This is a genomic window from Psychrobacter sp. C 20.9, assembly GCF_001921765.1.
GTDB lineage: Bacteria > Pseudomonadota > Gammaproteobacteria > Pseudomonadales > Moraxellaceae > Psychrobacter > Psychrobacter piscatorii_B.
The window spans coordinates 16,213-31,603 of sequence record NZ_MRYC01000015.1 but is presented as its reverse complement, the minus strand read 5'-3'; the positions used below and the strand labels follow the sequence as shown (position 1 = coordinate 31,603).

Genomic DNA, 15,391 nt, shown 5'->3' with positions numbered 1-15,391 from the left:
GTATGAAACTACAGCGCGGGTTTACGCTGCTTGAGCTGATGGTTGCTATGGCGATATTTGCCATGTTGGCAGTCGCAGGCTGGCAAGTATTTGACAGTGTCAACCGCACGCGCGCACGCGCGCAGTTCCATGCTGATAATTTGGCCGTACTACAGTATGCCTATCTACAACTACAGCAAGACATGGCACAAGTGATTCCTTATCAAGCGCTTAATACTCAAAATAATAGTACGCCAACTAACAGTACAAACGACAGTACAAGTAATAGTAACCAAGCAGGCGAGCAAAAAAATGAGATAGCACCTGAGCCTTTTATGAGGGTAGATGGTGCGCATGTCAGCTTTGTACGCTTTGCTGATCCTGATCCACGTTATCAAAGCAGCACTAGTCTCCAGCATATTGAATATATTTTTGCAGATGAGCGCCTGATACGTCGTCAATATACCAGTATTGAAGATGGGCGCGATAGCGTCAGTTTAGACAGTGTATTATTAGAAGGTGTTACTGCTGGGCGTTGGCAAGCCTATTTGCCAGAGCTTAGCACCAAATTTCCAAGCGATGACGTCAATAATAGTAGCAATACAAATATAGCATTGGGGCAAGCAGCGGGTGCTAAGCCCGATGTTGTTTTGCTACCGAAAGGAATTGCCGTCAACTTTACTTATCAAGACATGCCTATTACTTGGCAGTGGGCCCTAGCGCCACAACCAATACCCCGTAGTAGCGCAAAGGCTGCTAATAGCAACGATAGTAATAATGATAATAGCAGCGACAATAATAATGGTAGTAATAGTAACAACAGTAATAGTAACAACAGTAATAGCGGTAGTAATACAGATAATAGCAGTGTGGGAAACAGTAATTGAGAAGGTAGTATTTAACATGCATCACTTGCTCAGCAACATAAGCTCTCTATGACAATGAACGCAAACTCTCAGCGCGGTGTGGCGCTGCTTACTATCTTACTATTGGTGGTGAGTATCACTGTGGTTGCAGGCGCGATGCTTGCTAGCCAAAAAGTTGCGATTAGGCGCAGCGGATTATTGTTTGATCAAAATCAGCTATTGCAAGACATCGATGCCGGTCAGCAGCTGGCAGTGACGATGATTCGTGCTGATAGCAAGCTTAACGACACCGATAGTGACCAAGATATCTGGGCACAGCCGATACCGCCGTACACATTAGCGAATCATAGTATCAGCATCGAGCTGCGTGATGAGGCGGGTCGTTTTAATATCAATAACTTATATCAAGGTGGCACGGTTGATACTGCTGCGCTAGAAGTGTTCCAACGTCTCTTAACACAGTTGAATTTAGAACCAGATATTGCTATTGCCGTCCTCGATTGGCAAGATACGGACAGTGAAGTCTATCTAGATGGCGGTGATGAAAGTGCGGTATATTCTCAGCAGCGAAACAGTTCAGTAGATAGCGCACTACCAAACCAGCCTTTTGTTAGCGTTGATCAGTTACAAGAGGTTCGAGGGGTGAGTGCAGAGGTGTTAGCGACACTACGACCTTATCTGACGGCGGTTCCTTATTACTTACCTATCAATATTAATACTGCGAGCCCCGCATTGCTTGCCGCACTGATCGATGGTGCCACCAGTCAGCAGATGCAAGGGATAGTCGACACGCGCAGTAAGCAAGTGCTCACATCTATCGATGAGCTATGGCAACTGCCAATTTTGAGTGGCTTAGATGAAAAGCAGCGGGCAGCATTGACGCCTTTGTTGGCAGTTGATAGCCAAGCCTTTATGGCGCTTATTACCGCGAGTGATAATGCAACTGTTGGTCAGGCAAGACAGCGCTTTGCCACTGTCTTGATTGGTAAAAACGCAGCGAACGACAGTCAAGCCACAAATGACACTAGTGGTAGCAGCAGCGATATCACTAGCGAAAAGCCCAAGGAAGTCAAAGTAGTCACGCAGCGACTATGGGCGTTTCGTCCTAGCTTTTGATGAATGGTAGTGCGCTTTTTATTAATCTCTCAAGCGGGTCTCTTCACTAGATTTCCAGTTATAAGCCCCATAAAACAACATCTGCGCTTGGCGAGTGCAGTTATGTAGCATCAACTGTTTATTTTCTTCGATGACATTTAGATCGATTTCGTCATCGTGATCTTCAGTGTAGGTCAATTCTAACCAGTCGATAATCCAAGAAAAGAACATATTTACGCCAGCCTCAGCCAATAGACGACGGTCGTAATCATTGATATGGGTAAATGCTGGCTGTAATGCCAGATCATCTGCCAAGCTTTGGGCATGTTTTTTAACCAGTTCATTGATGGCTTTTCGCACAGATTCTGAGCCACCGTAGCGCTCACTGACCAAAAACTGCCAGTAGTAAGGCTGATCGCTGACCATATATAAGAACAACTGAATGCTTTTGGCTATCTGACGATCAAAGCTACGCTTGCGTCCAATTTGTAGGCTATCGCTGAGTGTGGCGAGCGTACCACCCAACTCTTCGATGACCAAGGCGCGACCGAGCGACTCCATATCATCAAAATGGCGATAAAACGCAGTCGGCACAACGCCAACCTCACGCGTGACTTGTCTAAGACTAATAGAGCTAAAAGACTGCCCTGTCATACATAGATCGAGTACGGCATTAAAAAAAGCGTGCCGAGTTTGAAGTTTTTTTTGTTCGCGACTGCTCATAATATTTCAAAATTATCCGATAGAGGTTTATCATACTCATTTCAGCGCACAAATACGACCAAAATGCACAATTCGTGCTAATTTACTAAACCTGCACTAATTAATCTTTTAAACCACCGTACCCCAGTGACCTTGCAATTCTTGCGCCAATCGATAGGCTTCGTGGTCATTCATGCCTGTTATAAAATCTAAAATATTCAATATATTGTGATAAACATTGTCTGATAATGCGCGGCGATGCTCATCTAAGTGTGGCTGTAGTAATCTTAGTAGACTCTGTTGCTCAAACGACATAGATGCAGCAGCTTCTACTGCCTCAGTGCCCGTCCAAGCCAGTGGTACAAAGGCATCCATTAGACGATGCAAGCATTGATTGGCCATTAGCTCCATTCTTACCTTGTTTGGATGATTAAATATTTTTTCGCGGGCCAATTGCTTGGCCTGCAAGATACCGTTTTGCACACTGGTGTCGCAATGGGCAAACAAGCTGCCTTGGAGCGTACCTGCCAGCAAGTCTTCACTATTGGCCACAAAAGCATCGGTGATCGTATTGACCAAGCGCATCATGGCGCGTGATCGCAAAGAGGCCAGACTCTGCCTGACTGACATATGCACAGGCAGGCTGACGCTATCAGGACGCTCGCCAATCAGCTCATAAAAAATCGTGGCAACCTCGCTATAGGTTAGCATATTCAGATTAATACCATCTTCTAAATCTATCAGCGCATAGCAGATATCATCTGCCGCTTCTAACAGATACGCCAATGGATGGCGTGCAAAGCCATCGTGATGTGTTGAGCGCGGCAAATGCAAACATGCTGCCAGCTCCTCTAACTGAGAGGTCTCGCTATAAAAGCAGCCGAATTTCTGTACATTATGGGCGTTGTCATCTGCATCATTGCTGTGAGTGGCAAGCCAAGGATATTTCATAAAAGCGCCTAGCGTTGCGCAGGTAAGACGCATACCGCCTTTATCGGGATGGTGCTCATTGCGCACCAGTAACCGAAACCCTTGTGCATTGCCTTCGTAGGCCAGTAAGTCCAGTCGCTCGTTGCTGCTTAATTTTTGCAAAATCGCTTGAGGATCAGGCTGCCGAAACCAGTCACGAATGGCGTACTCTCCAGCATGACCAAACGGCGGATTACCAATATCGTGAGCGAGGCAGGCTGCTTGTACAATTACGCCAATATCAGATGGCGAGACTCCTGCTAGTAAACCATTGCCTAGCTTATCATGGAGCTTTTCTGCGGTCATCATCCCTAAAGAGCGTCCAATAGAGGAGACCTCAAGCGAATGGGTCAGGCGAGTATGGATACCCAGCTGATTGGTCAATGGATGAACTTGGGTTTTTTGATTCAACTGCCTAAACGAGTGAGAGAATACCAGTCTGTCATAGTCTTTGTGAAACTGTGAGCGAGTACTTGTATTAGCGCCGTATTTTTTGGCAGCGCCAAGACGCTGTGAGTTGAGAAGATGAGACCATTGCGCAGTAGAAGACGACAAAGAGGTTGGGGTACTTAGCATATTGGAACATCCGAAACCAAGGGAGCCTCTAGCATAACAAAATAGCGCCCTTGGTACAGCCACTAAGCGCCATGGCAATTAAGATTTATGACAATCAAAAATTACCTCTTCCTCGTCGATAGGCACATCACTATTTAGTGTTTTGTTTAGCAAGGTTGCGTTGTCACCATCCACTTGCCATATAATGCCATGAGTGTCATCTAATCCAATATCACTTGTGTATATGGTTTTGTCAGTAAGGGCGTCGCTACCAGAGACAGCTGTCAAATCGTATTCGATACCGTCAATAAGTAGGTGCGCGATCTGCGGTGTGGCATCGGTATGATAGTATAGGCCGATAGTAGCAGTAGGCTCACAAGAGAATGGTGTGCTGTTGCTAGCGTGCTCAGAATGGTCGTGACCCTCATGATCATGTCCTTCGTGAACGTCCATGTCATTATGACTTTCATGGTCATGTCCTTCATGATCGTGCTCTGCATGATTGTCTACGGTTGTCACATCTTCAGATGCTGCTGGCTCACCGTCTGTTTTTGGCTGACATCCTAACAATGAAACTGTCATAACACTGCCTACTATAGCAGCACTTGCAAATTTGGAAAAAGAGAAAGCGTTAGTCAAAATATAAACCCTCAAATAAGCAAAATAAGATATGTTATAATATAACAAAAGAATAATAAAATAAAGCCGATGCTGGAAAATATCCAACATCGGCTGATTAGCTATCAGATAGTATTGACTAGCTAAAGCTACACGTTAAATCTAAAATGCATGACATCGCCATCTTGAACGATGTAAGTTTTGCCTTCCAGACGTGACTTACCAGCGGCAGCAGCGCCTTTTTCACCGTTGTATTCGATGAAATCATCATAAGCGATCACTTCAGCACGGATAAAGCCGCGCTCAAAGTCCGTGTGAATCACGCCAGCGGCTTGCGGGGCAGTAGCGCCAATTGCAACGGTCCATGCACGTACTTCTTTGACACCAGCGGTGAAGTAAGTTTGCATATCAAGTAAGTCATAACCACCGCGAATCACTTGATCAAGCCCGGCTTCTTCCATGTCCATTTCAGCCAAAAAGTCTTTTTTGTCCTCTTCATCTAGCTGGGCAATTTCAGCTTCGATTTGGTTGCATAGAGGAATGACGATAGATTCTTCGCCAGTCGCGTAATCACGAACAGCGTCGAGATATGGATTGTTTTCAAAACCATCTTCAGCAACGTTAGCAATATACATGGTTGGCTTTAGGGTGATGAGGCCGTAGCTGCGGATGAGTTTTTTCTCATCAGCGTCTAGATTGGCCGCGCGCGCCGCTTTGCCTTCTGCTAATAATGGCTCAATCTTTTTGAACACATCCAGCATGGCGCTAGCGTCTTTGTCACCGCCTTTGGCTTTTTTGGTCAAGTTCAGTATCGCGCGTTCAACCGCTTCTAAATCTGCCAATGCCAACTCAGTATTGATGGTTTCGATATCATCGATCGGGCTGACGCGACCATCGACGTGTACCACATTGTCATCATCAAAACAGCGTACGACATGAGCAATCGCATCAGTTTCGCGGATGTTGGCGAGGAACTGGTTGCCCATGCCTTCGCCTTTTGACGCGCCTGCCACCAAACCTGCGATGTCTACAAACTCCATCGTCGTTGGCAATACGCGCTCAGGATTAACGATATCAGCCAATTTCTTTAGGCGTGGATCTGGTACTGGTACGATACCGGTATTGGGATCTTTGGTACAAAACGGAAAGTTTTCAGCGGCGATACCCGCTTTGGTCAACGCATTAAACAAGGTGGATTTACCCACGTTTGGTAGGCCGACGATGCCGCAATTAAAACCCATAACAGTCTCTCAATGTATTAATAAAATAGTTGGTGCTGAGCTAATATAAGACTTGATATTTAGTCAGGATAAAACTGAGTTCATCTAAAGCTCAGCTTGTTTGAAATATCAGTCAAATAGTAAATCAAAATTGGGCACATTGTAGCAAATTTACCGGAATAGGGGTGAGGTTGTTACGGTATATGCTAAGGTTTTTACTCAGCGGTGGCAGGTGTGTTTCTACTAAGGTTAGCATATGTCAGATAGGTTAAACGCTGAAAATTGAATACAATGGGTTGCTTCTTATTTAGATAAGTTGTATTCGATTTGGTATTCAGTATTTTTTGCTATAGTACGTTATCATAGATAAATAGTGGCATCAGGCTCACAAACAGTCAGTGCAATCTGCTGGCTGGTTTAATTTTTTTCAAACAATCAGCTCGCTCTAAAACAAAATGTAAGGCATTATCCGATAATGACAACTTCGATTTTTGACACACGCCGCTATAAATATCCACAAAACTTCCTTGAGATGAAGCCCAAACTTGCTCGACTTGAGCATGCCATCAAAAAGCTAGAGGCAAACCTCATTGATGCTAATAATCAAGTAAACACGAAGTTGTTGACTCAAAGATTGGACAGTCATTTAGGATTAAAAGTCGACTATGCCAGTGAGCTCAATCCCGATCAGCTCATGGCTGCCACCACTATCGAAGGTAAAGTGTTGGTGATTGCAGGTGCAGGATCGGGCAAAACCAAAACCTTGACCTATCGCACCAGCTATCTACTAGAAAATGGCGTGTCGCCCAAAGAGATTTTGCTACTAACCTTTACTCGTAAAGCGGCAAATGAAATCAAAGATCGCGCTAAATCTTTGCTGGCAAGTAGTCTTTCAAATCAAGAGTTATCTGATGACGCATTGGCTGAAGAGAAATTACCAACTGACAAGGCATTAAATAGTATCACCAGTGGCACCTTTCACTCATTTTGCAATATGCTGCTGCGCCAATACTCTGGTCTGCTCGGTATCAATCCACGATTTACGATTTTAGATACTGGCGATAGCGAGGATGCCATCGACTTGGTACACAAAGAAAAAAAGTATCCTACCCAAACCAAGTCACAGGCCTTTCCGCGCAAAAAAACGCTGCAAAATATCATATCGACGTCGAGAAACAGACGGATTCATATTCGCGACTTAATCGAGACTAATTATCCTGATATTGCCGTACATATTCCTATCATCGAGCAATTGGCAATTGATTTCCATGAGTATAAGCGTGCCAATCATTTATACGATTTTGACGACATTATCAGTCAAGTGGTACGTCATCTAAAAACCAACGACACTTTTAGACAGAGAATTCAAAGCACTTACCGCTATGTCATGGTTGACGAATATCAAGACACCAATATTCCACAAAAACAGCTGATCGATTTAATATGTGAACCTGAGTCGGTATCGCTGATGGTCGTTGGTGATGACAATCAAAGCATCTATGCCTTTCGCGGTGCTAATTACGAAAATATTTTGCTATTTGGTGAGACGTATCCCAATGCCAAACTTATCAAGCTTGAGCAAAATTATCGCAGTACACCTTCGGTACTAAACTATATCAATGCGTTGTCAGCGCAAATCACGCTAGGCTATCAAAAGCAGCTGTATTCTGATGCGCCAACAGCAGGCGACAAGCCAATATTTCGACGACTCAGTGATGAGACAAAAGAAGCGAGTTATATCACTGATAAGATAGTCGCGCTCAAGCCTGAGTATGATTATAACGACTTTGCGGTATTGTGCCGCACGTCTTTTCAGTCCAATTATGTACAGCTAGAATTTATGGCGCGCAATATTCCCTTCATCGTGGTGGGCGGTATCAAGTTTATTGAAAGACGCCATATCAAAGACGTGTTGGCTTTTGTCAAAGTTCTCTATAACCCGAACGATACGATTGCTTGGCATCGTATTTTAACTTTGTTTAAAGGGGTAGGAGCAGTCACGGCGACGCGCTTAACCCAAGCCATCACCGCTGACAATAATGCGTTTGAGTCGCTACTGGCAGCATCGTTTGCCAAAAAAAGCGATCAGCTAAAGCCTCTATATCACACGCTTACCAAGGCCCAGCAAGCAGAATCGGTCGAGACAGCTATCGAGCATATTCTTGAGTTTTATATTCCAGTGTTAAAGCTGATCGAAGAAAATTGGCGTGAGCGTACCGAAGATTTTCGGGTATTAAAGAATTTAGCGACAGAGCACACGAGCCTCGATAGCTTTTTAGAAAATCTTGCGCTCGATCCGCCCAATGACTCAGTCGCGGTCATGGAAAGCTCTGACGATGGACAAAGTAATGATAAAGTCACGATCTCAACCATTCATAGTGCTAAGGGGCTTGAATGGCCAGTGGTATTCGTTAACTCGTTGGTCGATGGCATTACGCCGCATCATCGCTCATTAGACGACTTTGAAGCATTAGAAGAAGAGCGTAAGCTGTTTTATGTGGCCTGTAGTCGTGCGAAGACGCAGCTGTATTTGACCGCGCCGAATTACTTCTCTAGTTACTCTGGATACTTTGATATGGCCTCACGCTTTATTGCGGAGCTATCGGCTGACGAGGTAACAGTAGAGACGGTAAAATCGCCTATCAAGAAAAATGATGACCCAATATGGTGGTGATTTTTTGAGGATATTGATGGTATCTATCATACTGGGTTTTAGTGTGTATTTTGCGGATTTTGGTCGTCTAATAATGGCTTCATACGCCAACTATTCCTTTTGAAAATGACCTACAAATAAAGGTATAGCCAAAAGTATTTAATAGTAAAAATATTTTTCAGATAAGGGTTTAAAATTTATCCCAATGCGTTACTATGACCACCTAATTTGGTAAGACCTTTATATTTGATACTCTGTATTAACACCCTAAGAAAAGGATAGGTTATGCGCTACGAAGTGATCGTTATCGGTGCAGGTATGGTTGGCACGTCAATCGCGTGGCATCTACAAAAAAATAACTCAAACGTATTACTCTTAGACAAGAAATTGCCAGGGTCAGAGACCTCATATGGTAATGCCGGCTTGATTCAGCGCGAAGCGATTCATACGCATCCTTTTCCTCGTCAGCTGACAGAAATGATCCGAGTATTACCTAACCAAGGTACTGATATTCGTTATCGCATACCGGCAATTCTGCGTTATCACCAAGCGCTGCTACAGTACTGGAAATACTCAACGCCTGCGTCAGTCAAAAAAATCGAATCTGAGTGGCAGACCTTGATTGAGCATTGTACCAGTGAGCACCAAACCATGATTAGCGCCTCTGGTGCTGATGAGCTCATTACTCGTGATGGTTGGCTACAATTGCATCGCTCAGAAGAGACTTTCAAAGAAGCGCAAGCATCCGCCATTGATGCGCGTAATCAAGGGGTTGAGCATAATGTACTGAACCTTGAACAACTAAAAGCAATGGAGCCTCGCGCCAATTTTGACGGTTTCGTTGGTGCTATTCATTGGTTGAATTCATGGCAGGTATCAAACCCAAGCTCGCTGGTAAAAGCCTACGCAAAAAATTTCCAAGACATGCAAGGTACGATCAAAGAAAATGACGTCAAAGAAATCGTCAAAGAGGCGGATGGCTGGAAAATCATCACTGACAAAGATACCTATTATAGTGATAAATTGGTCATCGCAGCAGGTCCTTGGTCAAATGATTTGATCAAACCACTTGGTTACAATCTGCCACTGTTCCCAATGCGTGGCTATCATCAGCATTTCAAAGTGACAGACAAAAATACAATCCATCATAGTATGTTTGATATGGATAAAGGGTTTGTCATGGGGCCGATGCAGCAGGGTATCCGTATCACTACGGGCGCTGAGATGACTACCATGAATGCGCCAAAGAACTTTGGTCAATTACAAACGGTATTGAAGCTTGCAAGAAAAATTTTGCCATTAGAAGATGCGGTTGAGAGCGAAGCATGGGCAGGATCGCGTCCTTGTATGCCTGACATGAAGCCCGTCATCGGTCCTGCTGATAAGCATGACAAGCTCTGGTTAGCATTTGGTCACAGCCATCAAGGCTTCACTTTGGGACCAATGACAGGCCGTCTGGTTGAAGAGATGATTCACGATAAGCCTGCATTGGTCGATTTAGCACCATTTAGTGCCCAGCGTTTTTCTAACTAAGCGCGACTTGACTGACTAAACAAAGATTCAAATTAATAAAAAGGTATAGACATGATTAAGAAGCTACATAGCAATCAGCGCATGAGCAAAACCGTAATCCATAACCAGACGATCTATTTGTGTGGTCAGGTGGGTAATGCAGAAGATGATATCAAAGCGCAAACATTGACTTGCTTGGAAAAAATCCAAACGCTATTAGAAGAAGTGGGTAGTGATAAATCAAAGCTACTATCAGTCACCGTTTGGATCAAAGACATGGCGGACTTTGCTGCTATGAATGAAGTCTATGACCAGTGGTTTGAAGGTATTCAGCCACCAGCACGTGCATGTGGCGAATCAGCATTGGCACGTCCTGAGCTATTGGTTGAGATGATCGCTATCGCTGCTGAGTAATAAGCGGCTCGTAGTACTTGTAGTATATGTATTAAATAGAAATAAAGAAGGCCATGATAGCGATATCGTGGCCTTTTCTATGCTTAGCAATAAGCCAACTCGATTATTGAAAAGGAATATGCTAGCTTTTTAATCCAAGCACGCGCCGTATAACGTCAGCGAAGCAATACAATGATTATTATAGGAATTAGCATTCTTTCCATACCGCTTGGCGTTTCTCAATAAAAGCATCAACCCCTTCACCCACATCATCTGCCATCATATTACCCGTCATGACCTCACTGGCATAGTCATAAGCGTCTTCGACACTCATATCCAGCTGCTTATAAAACATACAGAAGGTCATCTCTATCTAGAGTGGTGCCTAATTGAGTCATTTATCATCCTTGATAATGGGTCGGTTTATAGTTTTATATATAGCTGACTAAATAGTAGCATGGCTCATATTCTATACAATAGATGGAGCACATAGAAAGCGCATAAAAAAATAGCGCACTCAGGTGAGGAGTACGCTATTGGTTTTTCAGTTAAATATAAGCTAAATTCATACTAAGCTGTATTTATACTGAACTTAGTATGCGCCTTCGCTATAGATAAGCTCGTAGCTATGGCTATATATCTCGACGATGTTACCGAACGGGTCTTCCATATAGATCATGCGATATGGCTTTTCGCCAGGGTAGTAGTAGCGTGGTTTTTCCATACGCTTTTTACCACCTGCGGCAACCATACGCTCAGCCAGCGCTTCAACGTTTGGGTCTTGGACGCAGAAGTGAAAAATACCTGTTTTCCAATATTCAAAGTTATTTTCAGGGTTTTCCTGATTTTTAAATTCAAAAATCTCAACACCGATACGGTCACCAGTGGAGAGGTGAGCGATCCGAAAGCGGCCCCACCCAGCACCAAATACTTCAGTGCACATCTTACCAATCGGGCTGTCATCTTCAACAATCTCAGTAGGCTCCATGATGGTGTACCAACCCATCACTTCAGTATAAAATTTTACAGCAGCATCTAAGTCAGGGACTGAAAGACCGATGTGCGAAAAGCTTCGTGGATAAACGTTGTTCATAGCTTGTGCTCCTGTTTGCTGTACTCTTGTTTGACGTGAGGCCAGTATACAAACGCACTGTCATTATGTAAAATTATCGAATATTATAAAAATAAGTATGAAACGTAATGATTAATGTCACATGGCTACGCACTTTTTGTACGCTTGCCGAAGTTGGGCACTTTACTCGCACGGCTGAACGTCTATATATGACACAGTCCGGTGTGAGCCAACATATAAGTAAGCTAGAAGAGCAGCTGGACACAGATTTGTTAATTAGACAAGGAAAGCAGTTCTCATTGACCAATGCAGGTGAGCAGCTCTATAAAGAAGCAGGCGAGATATTGCAGCGATTATCAAATTTAGAGCAGTGCATCGGTGAAGATCCGCCTTACGAAGGGCTAGTACGGTTGATGTCACCGGGTAGTGTGGGACTTAAGCTATATCCGCAGCTTTTGACCTTACAGCAACAGCATCCAAAGCTAGTGATTGATTATCGCTTTGCCCCCAATGCTGATATTGAGCAGGCATTGGCAAATCACGAGATCGATATTGGTTTTATGACGGATATCTCAGATGATGAAACGATTAGCTGCAAGCCTATGGCTCAAGAAGCATTGGTACTAGTGACACCTGCGACTACAGTAGAGCCGAGCTGGGAGCAGCTTATGGCACTGGGATTTATCGATCATCCGGATGGTGCCCATCATGCAGGCATGCTACTGACTGCCAATTACGAGCAATTCCAGCATATCAATGATTTTGAGAAAAAAGGCTTTTCGAATCAGATAGGGTTAATTTTAGAGCCCGTCAGCAGGGGAATAGGTTTTACTGTCTTGCCAGCACATGCAGTTGCTGCTTATCCAAAGCCTGAGCTGATTAACAGTCATCATTTACCAGTTGCTGTTAGCGAAACGCTATATCTGGCAGTCAGACGACAACAGGCGCCCGCCAATAGAATGCTGACAGTCATTGATGAAATTAAAAAGTGGTTATAGGGGTTTTGAGAATAAAAGCACACGGCACAGTTATTGAGGGTGTGGTAGCTGTGCCGTGATTATGAGCAGATATGATAAATATATGGCTGTTAGAGCACGACTATTTTAAGTGTTGTCCAAGTTTGATACTTGCAGCGATATTAGCAGCAGTCGTTTCAATGTTGTTATAAGCAGAACCCAACACGTTATCGATCGTGTCTACTTTTTGGATACTTGGCATCACAACATTGAACTGACTGGTCTGAGCAGGTTTTAGTCCGTCAACACTGCCGCAGATAGCGATGACTGGGGTACGGCTGGCCTGAGCAATTTGACTGATACCACCAGCGACCTTACCCATGGCGGTTTGTGCATCGAGCTTGCCTTCACCTGTGATGACAAGATCAGCCTCTGCGATATGCTGTGACAGGTGAGCCACTTCGGCAACCGTATCAAAGCCTGACTTTAGCTGAGCGTCAAAGAACGTCATCATCGCATAGCCAAGACCGCCTGCCGCGCCAGCGCCTTCAACATGCTGACAGTCTTCGTAACCATGATTGCCGCAGACAGTTGCAAAGTGACTGAGCGCTTTATCCAAAGTATTGACTTGTTCTGGACAAGCACCTTTTTGCGGGCCAAACACGGCGCTGGCCCCAAGCAGACCACAGAGCGGATTGGTCACATCACAAGCAACTTCAAATACCGTGTCTGATATCTTTGTATGAAGGTTAGTATTATCGAGTTTATGTAGGCTGGCAAGTGCGCCACCACCATGAGTGAGCAGACTGTCATTGATATCATGAAATGTCATGCCTAACGCCATTAGCATGCCAAGGCCTGCATCATTGGTTGCGCTACCGCCCAGACCAATGACAATACGCTTAGCACCTTCTGCTAACGCATCTTCGATCAGCTCCCCAACGCCATAAGTGCTAGCAACGATAGGATTACGCTCATCGGCTGTCAATAAATGCAACCCGCAGGCTTGGGCCACTTCAATAACCGCCGTCGCGTCAGGCAATAATAGATACTTTGCCGTAATCGGTCTCATCAATGGATCATGCACTCTGACTTCTTTCCAGCGCCCACCCAAGACATAAGACAATACCGCTGAGGTGCCTTCACCGCCATCGGCCATTGGCAACAGCTTATAGTCAGCATCTGGAAATACTTGACTAAAGCCAGATTGAATAGCATGGCACACGTCCAGTGCTTCTAGGCTTTCTTTAAACGAGTCAGGGGCGATCAAAATTTTCATATGGCTCTCTTTGAATATCTTAAAGACACGATCATCGCAATAGTGTCGTGTTTTAAAACGTTTACTTAGCAATAATCAAATAAACGTATGTATACGTACCCAATCTCATGAACTAGATAAACACTAGGGTTAACAACCAGATGAATACGATGCTAGTCACACCTTGGATACCAGTGGCCATTGAGTGCGCTTTGTACGCTTGTGCCACGCTCATGCGACTAAACTGGCTCACGATCCAAAAGAAGCTGTCATTGGCGTGAGAGATCGTCATGGCACCGGCACCAATTGCCATCACGCAGAATACACGGCCAAGCTCACTGTCCAAGCCAATTTGGTTCAACAGTGGGGCAACCATTGCAGAGGTTGTGACCAATGCCACTGTGGTTGAGCCTTGTGCTGTTTTTAGCGCAGCAGAGACGATGAATGGCATAAAAATACCTAAACCCAAGGCCGATAACGTCGAACCTAGATAATCGCCAATTGGTGTGACTTTTAGCATGGCACCAAATGCGCCACCAGCACCAGTGATCAGTAGGATAGGGGCTGCTACTACCAAACCTTGCGAGATACTGTCGCTGATTTGCTGCGTTTTTTGCTCTGAATCAATCAATAAAAACGATAAAAACAAACCAATCAACAATGCAGTCAATGGGTTACCAATGAATATTAAAATCTCTGCTAGCGTACCACTACCGAACGGCGCACTTGGGAAATTGGCAACCGACGACAGACAAATTAATATGATAGGCACAATAATCGGTAAAAACGCCATTGTTGCTGAAGGCAGTTTGCTGTAGTCATCGCGTGTTTTTATGCCTTCAGGTAGGGTCGCTGCTTGAGCATCTGTGGCATTGATATTATCAGGCGTAGCGTTAAGAAAGCGATTAGACCACCACCAACCAGCCAGTACAGCAACTGCAGTCACGACCACACCAACCATGATGACCAAACCTAAGTTTGACTCTAGACCTAAGTTACCTGCCGCCGCGATTGGGCCTGGCGTAGGCGGGACAAAGGTGTGGGTAGCGTATAGACCAGTAGCCAAGGCAATACTCATCGCGACACTTGATACATGTAATCGCTCAGCCAAAGACTCTTTTAGAGAGTTCAAGATAATATAGCCAGAGTCACAAAATACAGGCACCGAAACCACTGCACCGACGATAGACATGGTCAAAGTAGGGAAGCGTGGCCCCAATACTTTGATGACTGACTCTGCCATTACAATAGCCGCACCCGTTTTTTCGAGGATTAAGCCAATAATCGTACCAAATACAATCACAAGACCGATATAGCCTAGAATCCCACCAAACCCATCAGAGATCGTTTTTGCGACCGTATTAAGTGGTACTTGATAAAATAGCGCGACCAAAAAAGCGGACAAAATCAACACTAAAAAAGGATGCCACTTCAATTTTGCGGTAGCGAAAATAATAAAAAGAATGGTCAGCACAAGCCAAAATACAATCATCACTGTCTCAATATGGTTTATATCTTAATGAGTTATTCACACAAACAGGCA

14 protein-coding genes are annotated in these 15,391 nt (G+C 44.4%); 6 read left to right on the top strand and 8 right to left on the bottom strand.

Features of this window, described 5'->3' with window-relative positions; translation table 11 throughout:
- The first annotated feature begins 2 nt into the window (after positions 1-2).
- Positions 3-866 (top strand): type II secretion system minor pseudopilin GspJ, encoded by an 864-nt coding sequence (gspJ, locus tag BTW00_RS10515; RefSeq protein WP_075107374.1) that lies wholly within the window; start codon positions 3-5, stop codon positions 864-866.
- A gap of 48 nt (positions 867-914) precedes the next feature.
- On the top strand, positions 915-1,961 hold the full coding sequence (gene gspK / locus BTW00_RS10510; protein ID WP_075107373.1) for a type II secretion system minor pseudopilin GspK: 1,047 nt from the start codon (positions 915-917) through the stop codon (positions 1,959-1,961).
- 21 nt (positions 1,962-1,982) lie between these two features.
- Here the strand turns inward: gspK and BTW00_RS10505 are convergent, their stop codons facing one another.
- The 4 genes from BTW00_RS10505 to ychF form a co-directional block, all read right to left on the bottom strand.
- Positions 1,983-2,663 carry a TetR family transcriptional regulator gene (locus BTW00_RS10505; protein ID WP_058023818.1) on the bottom strand — a complete coding sequence of 227 codons (681 nt, stop codon included), beginning with the start codon at positions 2,661-2,663 and terminating at the stop codon, positions 1,983-1,985.
- A gap of 108 nt (positions 2,664-2,771) precedes the next feature.
- Positions 2,772-4,187 (bottom strand): deoxyguanosinetriphosphate triphosphohydrolase, encoded by a 1,416-nt coding sequence (locus BTW00_RS10500; protein WP_075107372.1) that lies wholly within the window; start codon positions 4,185-4,187, stop codon positions 2,772-2,774.
- Between the two features lie 78 nt (positions 4,188-4,265).
- Positions 4,266-4,748 (bottom strand): hypothetical protein, encoded by a 483-nt coding sequence (locus BTW00_RS14110; protein WP_075107371.1) that lies wholly within the window; start codon positions 4,746-4,748, stop codon positions 4,266-4,268.
- A 185-nt stretch (positions 4,749-4,933) separates the two neighbouring features.
- The gene (gene ychF / locus BTW00_RS10490; protein WP_071001307.1) at positions 4,934-6,025 is read right to left on the bottom strand and encodes a redox-regulated ATPase YchF; all 1,092 of its coding nucleotides are present in this window, start codon (positions 6,023-6,025) and stop codon (positions 4,934-4,936) included.
- A 454-nt stretch (positions 6,026-6,479) separates the two neighbouring features.
- On the opposite strand from ychF, the gene BTW00_RS10485 reads away from it, so the two are divergent.
- From BTW00_RS10485 to BTW00_RS10475, 3 genes are all read left to right on the top strand, one after another.
- A complete protein-coding gene (locus BTW00_RS10485; RefSeq protein ID WP_075107370.1) occupies positions 6,480-8,678 on the top strand; it encodes an ATP-dependent helicase in 2,199 nt (732 codons plus the stop codon).
- A 264-nt stretch (positions 8,679-8,942) separates the two neighbouring features.
- Positions 8,943-10,190, top strand: coding sequence for an FAD-binding oxidoreductase (locus BTW00_RS10480; RefSeq protein ID WP_075107369.1), 1,248 nt, complete (start codon positions 8,943-8,945; stop codon positions 10,188-10,190).
- Between the two features lie 54 nt (positions 10,191-10,244).
- Positions 10,245-10,583 carry a RidA family protein gene (locus tag BTW00_RS10475; protein ID WP_055124581.1) on the top strand — a complete coding sequence of 113 codons (339 nt, stop codon included), beginning with the start codon at positions 10,245-10,247 and terminating at the stop codon, positions 10,581-10,583.
- Between the two features lie 187 nt (positions 10,584-10,770).
- Here BTW00_RS10475 and BTW00_RS13935 read toward each other — a convergent pair whose 3' ends face one another.
- Both BTW00_RS13935 and BTW00_RS10470 read right to left on the bottom strand, forming a co-directional pair.
- Positions 10,771-10,896, bottom strand: a complete 126-nt coding sequence (locus BTW00_RS13935) for a hypothetical protein (RefSeq protein ID WP_256714054.1) — start codon at positions 10,894-10,896, stop codon at positions 10,771-10,773.
- Between the two features lie 258 nt (positions 10,897-11,154).
- Complete coding sequence (locus tag BTW00_RS10470) at positions 11,155-11,655, bottom strand: lactoylglutathione lyase family protein (protein WP_075107368.1); 501 nt, start codon at positions 11,653-11,655, stop codon at positions 11,155-11,157.
- Between the two features lie 107 nt (positions 11,656-11,762).
- Here BTW00_RS10470 and BTW00_RS10465 point away from each other — a divergent pair, with 107 nt between their 5' ends.
- Positions 11,763-12,632, top strand: a complete 870-nt coding sequence (locus BTW00_RS10465; RefSeq protein ID WP_075107367.1) for a LysR family transcriptional regulator — start codon at positions 11,763-11,765, stop codon at positions 12,630-12,632.
- 100 nt (positions 12,633-12,732) lie between these two features.
- On the opposite strand, the gene BTW00_RS10460 is transcribed toward BTW00_RS10465, so the two are convergent.
- Both BTW00_RS10460 and BTW00_RS10455 read right to left on the bottom strand, forming a co-directional pair.
- Entirely contained in the window at positions 12,733-13,869 is a 1,137-nt protein-coding gene (locus tag BTW00_RS10460) for a glycerate kinase (protein ID WP_075107366.1), read from the bottom strand.
- A 112-nt stretch (positions 13,870-13,981) separates the two neighbouring features.
- The gene (locus BTW00_RS10455; protein ID WP_143506589.1) at positions 13,982-15,340 is read right to left on the bottom strand and encodes a GntP family permease; all 1,359 of its coding nucleotides are present in this window, start codon (positions 15,338-15,340) and stop codon (positions 13,982-13,984) included.
- Positions 15,341-15,391: the final 51 nt, after the last annotated feature.

What these genes read in the sequence shown, in the direction of transcription:
- BTW00_RS10505 (WP_058023818.1), bottom strand. Translation starts at nt 2,663, where the DNA reads ATGAGCAGTCGCGAACAAAAAAAACTTCAAACTCGGCACGCTTTTTTT.
- ychF (WP_071001307.1), bottom strand. Translation starts at nt 6,025, where the DNA reads ATGGGTTTTAATTGCGGCATCGTCGGCCTACCAAACGTGGGTAAATCC.
- gspJ (WP_075107374.1), top strand. Translation starts at nt 3, where the DNA reads ATGAAACTACAGCGCGGGTTTACGCTGCTTGAGCTGATGGTTGCTATG.
- BTW00_RS10460 (WP_075107366.1), bottom strand. Translation starts at nt 13,869, where the DNA reads ATGAAAATTTTGATCGCCCCTGACTCGTTTAAAGAAAGCCTAGAAGCA.
- gspK (WP_075107373.1), top strand. Translation starts at nt 915, where the DNA reads ATGACAATGAACGCAAACTCTCAGCGCGGTGTGGCGCTGCTTACTATC.
- BTW00_RS10500 (WP_075107372.1), bottom strand. Translation starts at nt 4,187, where the DNA reads ATGCTAAGTACCCCAACCTCTTTGTCGTCTTCTACTGCGCAATGGTCT.
- BTW00_RS10465 (WP_075107367.1), top strand. Translation starts at nt 11,763, where the DNA reads ATGATTAATGTCACATGGCTACGCACTTTTTGTACGCTTGCCGAAGTT.
- BTW00_RS10480 (WP_075107369.1), top strand. Translation starts at nt 8,943, where the DNA reads ATGCGCTACGAAGTGATCGTTATCGGTGCAGGTATGGTTGGCACGTCA.
- BTW00_RS14110 (WP_075107371.1), bottom strand. Translation starts at nt 4,748, where the DNA reads ATGACAGTTTCATTGTTAGGATGTCAGCCAAAAACAGACGGTGAGCCA.
- BTW00_RS10470 (WP_075107368.1), bottom strand. Translation starts at nt 11,655, where the DNA reads ATGAACAACGTTTATCCACGAAGCTTTTCGCACATCGGTCTTTCAGTC.
- BTW00_RS13935 (WP_256714054.1), bottom strand. Translation starts at nt 10,896, where the DNA reads ATGAGTGTCGAAGACGCTTATGACTATGCCAGTGAGGTCATGACGGGT.
- BTW00_RS10455 (WP_143506589.1), bottom strand. Translation starts at nt 15,340, where the DNA reads ATGATTGTATTTTGGCTTGTGCTGACCATTCTTTTTATTATTTTCGCT.
- BTW00_RS10485 (WP_075107370.1), top strand. Translation starts at nt 6,480, where the DNA reads ATGACAACTTCGATTTTTGACACACGCCGCTATAAATATCCACAAAAC.